Origin of the sequence: Microbacterium sp., assembly GCF_036277215.1 — a bacterium.
Lineage (GTDB): Bacteria > Actinomycetota > Actinomycetes > Actinomycetales > Microbacteriaceae > Microbacterium.
Map to the genome: position 1 here is coordinate 1 of NZ_DASUNI010000151.1, position 6,618 is coordinate 6,618.

5 protein-coding genes are annotated in these 6,618 nt (G+C 69.4%); 4 read left to right on the forward strand and 1 reads right to left on the reverse strand.

Going from position 1 to position 6,618, the window contains the following annotated elements; translation table 11 throughout:
- From VFX99_RS07695 to VFX99_RS07705, 3 genes are all read left to right on the forward strand, one after another.
- Positions 1-441 (forward strand): carbohydrate ABC transporter permease (locus VFX99_RS07695; protein ID WP_329665711.1); only part of this gene is annotated, 441 nt, incomplete at its 5' end.
- The gene (locus VFX99_RS07700) at positions 438-2,840 is read left to right on the forward strand and encodes a beta-glucosidase (protein ID WP_329665712.1); all 2,403 of its coding nucleotides are present in this window, start codon (positions 438-440) and stop codon (positions 2,838-2,840) included. The genes VFX99_RS07695 and VFX99_RS07700, both read left to right, overlap by 4 nt.
- Complete coding sequence (locus VFX99_RS07705) at positions 2,840-4,072, forward strand: endo-1,4-beta-xylanase (RefSeq protein WP_329665713.1); 1,233 nt, start codon at positions 2,840-2,842, stop codon at positions 4,070-4,072. The genes VFX99_RS07700 and VFX99_RS07705 overlap by 1 nt, the downstream gene beginning before the upstream one ends.
- A 168-nt stretch (positions 4,073-4,240) precedes the next feature.
- Here the strand turns inward: VFX99_RS07705 and VFX99_RS07710 are convergent, their stop codons facing one another.
- Positions 4,241-5,248 carry a LacI family DNA-binding transcriptional regulator gene (locus VFX99_RS07710; RefSeq protein WP_329665714.1) on the reverse strand — a complete coding sequence of 336 codons (1,008 nt, stop codon included), beginning with the start codon at positions 5,246-5,248 and terminating at the stop codon, positions 4,241-4,243.
- Between the two features lie 138 nt (positions 5,249-5,386).
- Here VFX99_RS07710 and xylA point away from each other — a divergent pair, with 138 nt between their 5' ends.
- Entirely contained in the window at positions 5,387-6,574 is a 1,188-nt protein-coding gene (xylA, locus tag VFX99_RS07715; protein WP_329665715.1) for a xylose isomerase, read from the forward strand.
- Positions 6,575-6,618 lie beyond the last annotated feature (44 nt).

Genomic DNA, 6,618 nt, shown 5'->3' on the forward strand with positions numbered 1-6,618 from the left:
CTGCACGGGACGTACCTCGGCGTCATCATCCCCGGGATCGCGTTCGCCCTGCCCACCACGATCATCATCCTCGTTCCGTTCCTGCGTGCGATCCCTGACGAGCTCGAGGAGGCGGCGCGCATCGACGGAGCGACCCGCATCGGCTTCTTCTGGCGCATCCTCCTGCCCCTGTCCAAGCCCGGCTTGGTCACCGTCGGCATCCTCGCGTTCGTGGCCAGCTGGAACGGCTACCTGCTTCCCCTTCTGGTGATCTCCACCGGTTCTCTCCCGCAGGAGCTATGGCCGCTTCCGCTGGGCGTCACGCAGTTCTCGACGCAGTACTCCCAGGACACCGGCGCCGTCCTGGCGTACACCTCGCTCGCGATGATCCCGGCCCTGGTGTTCTTCCTCCTCGCGGAGAAGCGGATCGTGGGCGGCCTCACCGGGGCGGTGAAGGGATGACCCTGAGGGACACAGCGACATCGTCCGCTTTCGATGAGACCCCCGCGCGAACGCTGCAGGCGTGGCAGGACATCTCACGCCCCGTCGCTGAGCGCGTGGACGCACTGATCCGCGCCATGACAGTGGGTGAGAAGGTCGCTCAGCTCTACGGGGTCTGGGTCGGCGCCTCGGCCGACGGCGAGGACGTCGCACCTCACCAGCACGAGATGAGCGACGATCTCGATCTCGACGCGCTGCTGCCGGCAGGTCTCGGTCAGCTCACCCGGCCGTTCGGAACTGCTCCGGTGGACCCGGCCCTCGGCGCGCTCTCCCTCCTGCGCGCGCAGCAGCGGATCGTCGCAGCGAACCGCTTCGGCATCCCCGCCGTCGCTCACGAGGAATGCCTTGCCGGCTTCGCGACGTGGGGTGCGACCGCGTACCCCGTCCCTCTCACGTGGGGTGCGACCTTCGATCCCGACCTCATCCGGGAGGTGGGGTCGCGGATCGGAGCCGACATGCGCTCTGTGGGGATACACCAGGGGCTCGCCCCTGTGCTGGACGTCGTCCGCGATGCCCGATGGGGACGTGTGGAGGAGACCATCGGGGAGGATCCGTATCTGGTCGGGACGGTGGCGACCGCGTACATCCAGGGCGTCGAATCGCAGGGTGTCGTCGCCACGCTCAAGCACTTCGTCGGCTACTCGGCCTCGAAGGCGGGACGCAATCTCGCCCCGGTCTCGGTGGGCACTCGCGAGCTCGCGGACGTCCTCCTTCCCCCGTTCGAGATGGCGGTCCGCGAGAGCGGCGTGCGGTCCGTCATGAACTCTTACACCGACATCGACGGCGTTCCGACGGCGGCGGACGGCCGGCTGCTGACCGACCTGCTGCGCGAGACGTGGGGGTTCGAGGGCACGGTGGTCGCCGATTACTTCTCGATCGCGTTCCTGCGCGATCTGCACGGGGTCGCCGAAGAATGGACGCATGCGGCGGCCGCCGCGCTCTCGGCGGGCATCGACGTCGAGCTGCCCACGGTGAAGACGTTCGGCGACGACCTCGTGCGTGCCGTTGAGGCGGGCGAGGTCGACGCGGCCCTCGTCGATCGCGCCCTTCGGCGCGTGCTGCGCCAGAAGGGCGAGCTCGGGATGCTCGACCCGGACTGGAACGCTGTGCCCGAGGCGCTGCGTGACCATGCGGAGCTCACGGCCGTGTCCATGCGCGGTCGAATCGACCTCGATCCGCCGGCGAACCGCGACCTCGCGCGCCGAGTGGCGGAGGAGGGCATCGTGTTGCTGCGCAACGATGGCGTGCTCCCGCTCGCACGTCCGGTGCGCATCGCACTCGTCGGTCCGACCGCGGATGACCCGTACGCGATGCTCGGCTGCTACTCCTTCCCCGCGCACGTGGGCGTGCGGCATCCCGAGGTGCCGATGGGGATCTCACTGCCCAGCCTGCGGGACGCGCTCGGTGCGGAGTTCCCCGACGCCGAGATGGTGCACCGCATCGGAACCAGCATCGACGGCGGCGAGACCGATGCCATCGAGGAGGCTGCGCTGGCGGCCGCTTCCGCCGACGTCGTGATCCTCGCGCTCGGCGACCGTGCCGGCCTGTTCGGTCGAGGCACCAGCGGCGAGGGCTGCGATGCCGCCGATCTCACCCTCCCGGGCGCGCAGCAGGCCCTCCTGGACGCGATGCTCGCCACCGGCGTCCCCACCGTGGTCACGCTGCTGGCGGGGCGGCCCTATGCGCTCGGTCGCGCCGTCGAGGAGGCTGCCGCGATCGTGCAGACCTTCTTCCCCGGTGAAGAGGGTGCGGGCGCCATCGCCGGCGTGCTGAGCGGCCGGGTCAACCCGAGCGGAAGGCTCCCGGTCAGCGTGCCACTCGATCCGGGCGCCCAGCCATCGACCTACCTCGCCTCGACGCTCGCGCGGCGCAACGCGGTGTCGAACATCGACCCGACGCCCGCGTTCGCCTTCGGCCACGGACTCGGCTATGCGCCGTTCGTCTGGTCTCCGGCGACCGCGTCCGCCACCTCCATTCCTGCAGACGGCACCGTCACCGTGTCGATCGGCGTCGAGAACAACGGCGTGAGAGACGGGGTCGAGGTCGTGCAGCTCTACCTCTCCGACCCGGTGGCCTCCGTCGTGCGACCGACCCAACGCCTCATCGCCTTTGCGCGCGTGCCGGTTGCGGCCGGGGAGCGGTCGCGTGTGTCGTTCCAGGTGCCCGCGGATCTGGCGAGCTTCACCGACGCCTCCGGACGGCGGATCGTCGAGCCGGGCATGGTCGGACTCGGGTTCGGGCGGTCCAGCGCGGAGATCGTCGAGACGTGCGCGGTGCAGATCGAAGGGCCGGTACGGCTGGTCGACCACACCCGGGCGCTGCACGCGACGGTCATCGTCGACGCAGCCGAGGAGGCATGATGCCCGGTCCGGCGACCCTGGCGCACCGGCAGGGATCGGCCACCGTCCTCGTCCGCGACGCCGAGGGCCGGCCGCTTCCGCATGCACGAGTCGAGATCGCCCAGACCCGGCACGAGTTCTCGTTCGGCAATATCGGCTTCGACTTCGACGACCTCGCCGCCGGGCGCGCAACCGCCGCCGACGAGGGGCTGGCGGCGCTCTGGCTGGACCTCTTCGACACCGCGACGCTGCCGTTCTACTGGGGCGACTTCGAGCCCACTGAGGGTGAGCCTCGGACCGAACGGCTGCGCACGACGGCCAAGTGGTTTGCCGAGCGCGGTGTGCGTCTCAAGGGCCACCCGCTCGTCTGGCACACGGTGCAGCCGCCATGGCTGCTTCGTCACGACCTCGACACCGTCGAGCGCACCCAGCGAGCACGGATCCGACGGGACGTGGCGGACTTCGCCGGGCTCATCGACACGTGGGATGCGATCAACGAGGTCGTGATCATGCCCGTGTTCGATCGCGAGGACAACGCGGTCACGCGCTTGGCACTCGACCGGGGACGTATCCACATGGTGCGCATGGCCTTCGAGGAGGCAAAGGCGGCCAATCCCGAGGCCACGCTGCTCATCAACGATTTCGACCTGTCATCCGCCTACGAGATCCTCTTGGAGGGGCTGCTTGAAGCCGACGTGCCCATCGACGCGGTCGGACTGCAGACGCACATGCACCAGGGCTTCCGGGGAGAGGAGGAGATTCTCGCGACGGTGGAGCGGTTCGCGCGATTCGGCCTACCGATCCACATGACTGAGACATCACTCGTCTCCGGATCGCTCATGCCGCCCGACATCGAGGATCTCAACGACTACCGGGTGGACACGTGGCCGTCCACTCCGGAGGGCGAGGCCAGGCAAGCCGACGAGCTGGTGCGTCACTACCGCGCGCTGGTGGGGCATCCTGCGGTCGAGTCCATCACGTACTGGGGGATCACCGACCGCGGGGCGTGGCTGGGAGCCCCGATCGGGCTGGTGCGCGCGGACGGATCACCCAAGCCCTCCTACGCTGCGCTGCACGACCTCGTGAAGCGCGAGTGGTGGGCTCAGCCGCAGACGGTCCAGGCTGATGCCGACGGACAGGTGGAGATCGCGGGATTCCGAGGCACGTATGTCGCCCGATCCGGCGGCATCAGCGTCGAGGTGACCGTCGGGGCCGTGCGCGACCCCCAGCCGGTCGTGTTGCGGGTACGCTGACGCGACGCGCGACCACTGATGACGGCAGGCGCATATCGCCGGCTGCCACGCGACGCGGCGTCAGTGTGTTGTCGCTCGCAGACCGGGATCCGCAGCTCAAGACTCTCGCTCACAGAATGGCGCTCGCGCGCGTACGGGCAGGCGCGGCAGTCGTCCGGCGGCCGGGTTTCAGGTGGTTGCTGCGGTGGTGCTTCCGCGCACCACGAGGTGGGTCGCGAGATCCATCCGCAGCGTGTCGACGGACGCTCCGTCGGCCAGGCGCAGCACCAGGCGCGTCGCCTCCTCGCCCATCCGCCGCAGCGGCTGATGCACGGTCGTCAGCTGCGGGCTCATCCACCGCGCGAGGGCGATGTCGTCGTAGCCCACGACCGAGAGGTCTTCGGGGACGCTCAGCCCGGCGGCGGTTCCGGCGGCGATCACGCCGAGCGCCTGCAGGTCGCTGCCCGCGAAGATGGCGGTCGGAGGGTCGGGCAGCGCGAGCAGGTCTCGTGCGTGCGCCTCACCGCCGCCCGGGTGGAAGTCGCCGAAGCGGATCCACTCCGGCTCGATCGGCAGACCCGCGGCGTTCATCGCCGAGCGATAGCCGTCCACTCGCGCGAGCGAGCACATCATGTCCTCGGGGCCCGTGATGGCGGCGATGCGACGATGACCGAGCTCGATGAGGTGCCGGGTCGCCATGAGCCCGCCCGACCAGTTCGCCGAGCCGACCGACGGCACGTCGGGGGACGGATCGCCGGCGGGATCGACGATCACGAACGGGATGCCGCGCGAGCGCAGCTTGTCGCGATGAGGCGCCGCGATATCGGAGAAGACCAGCACGACTCCGACCGGCCGCCGCCGCAGGACGCCGTCGATCCAGTCGGCTGCCGGCGAGTGGCGGTCGCCGCTCACGGTCAACACCACTGACAGGCCCGCCGCGTGCGCGACCTCCTCAACCCCCTCGATGACCTCCATCGACCAGCTGCTCTCGAGCTCGTGGAACACCAGCTCGAGGATCTCAGTGCGCTGGGTGACGTTGCGCCGCCGATAGCCGTAACGGGCGAGGTGCTCCTCCAGCCGCGCGCGAGTGCCCGGCGAGACATCCGTCCGGCCGTTGAGCACCTTCGACATCGTCGCCAGCGAGACGCCCGCCTCGGCTGCGATCTCGGCGAGGGTGACGCGAGGCTGAGCTTCCATGCGTTGATCATACGATCGCGCAGCCGAGAGTTTCGAAGCGGCTGGTAGAGCATTGTGCGTTCGATCGCATTGAGCGCTGGACGCGGCATCCGATCTGTTATAGGTTGTCTTACGCAACAATTCCCGCGAAGGAGCGCCATGCCCACCCCCACAACTGCCGACAAATTCTCGTTCGGACTCTGGACCGTCGGCTACAACGGCACCGACCCGTTCGGTGGACCGACCCGCCACCCGCTCGACGTCGTGCACGTCGTCGAGAAGCTCACCGAGCTCGGCGCGTACGGCCTCACGTTCCACGACGACGACCTGTTCGCGTTCGGCTCGACCGACGCCGAGCGTCAGACGCAGATCGACCGTCTGAAGGGCGCCCTGGCCGACACCGGCATGATCGTGCCGATGGTGACGACGAACCTGTTCAGCGCTCCGGTCTTCAAGGACGGCGGGTTCACCTCGAACGACCGCGACGTGCGTCGGTTCGCACTGCGCAAGGTGTTCCGCCAGCTGGACCTCGGCGCCGAGCTCGGCGCGAAGACCTTCGTGATGTGGGGCGGCCGCGAGGGCGCCGAGTACGACTCGGCCAAGGACATCCGTCAGGCGCTCGAGCGCTACCGCGAGGCCGTCAACCTGCTCGGCGACTACGTCACCGACAAGGGCTACGACATCCGCTTCGCGATCGAGCCGAAGCCGAACGAGCCCCGCGGCGACATCCTGCTGCCCACGCTCGGCCACGCGCTGGCCTTCATCGACTCGCTGGCGCGACCCGAACTCGTGGGTCTGAACCCCGAGGTCGGCCACGAGCAGATGGCGGGCCTCAACTTCGCCGCCGGCATCGCCCAGGCGCTGTACCACGGCAAGCTCTTCCACATCGACCTCAACGGCCAGCGCGGCATCAAGTACGACCAGGACCTCGTCTTCGGTCACGGCGACCTGCACAATGCGTTCGCGCTCGTCGACCTGCTCGAGAACGGCGGCCCCGGCGGGGTGCCCGCCTACGACGGCCCGCGGCACTTCGACTACAAGCCCTCGCGCACGGAAGACGAGAAGGGCGTGTGGGAGTCGGCGGCGGCGAACATGAGCACCTACCTGCTGCTGAAGGAGCGAGCCGCGGCGTTCCGCGCCGACCCCGAGGTGCAAGAGGCGCTGGAGGCCGCGCGGGTGCCCGAGCTGGCGGTGCCGACGCTCAACGAGGGGGAGACGTACGACGAGTTCCTCGCCGACCGCTCCGCCTACGAGGACTTCGACCCGTCGGTGTACCTCGGCGGCAAGGGCTTCGGTTTCGTCCGCCTGCAGCAGCTCGCGACCGAGCACCTGCTCGGCGCCCGCTGACGCCACCCCCCGTTGAGTGTCCACGACGCGCCGGGCGCAGCATC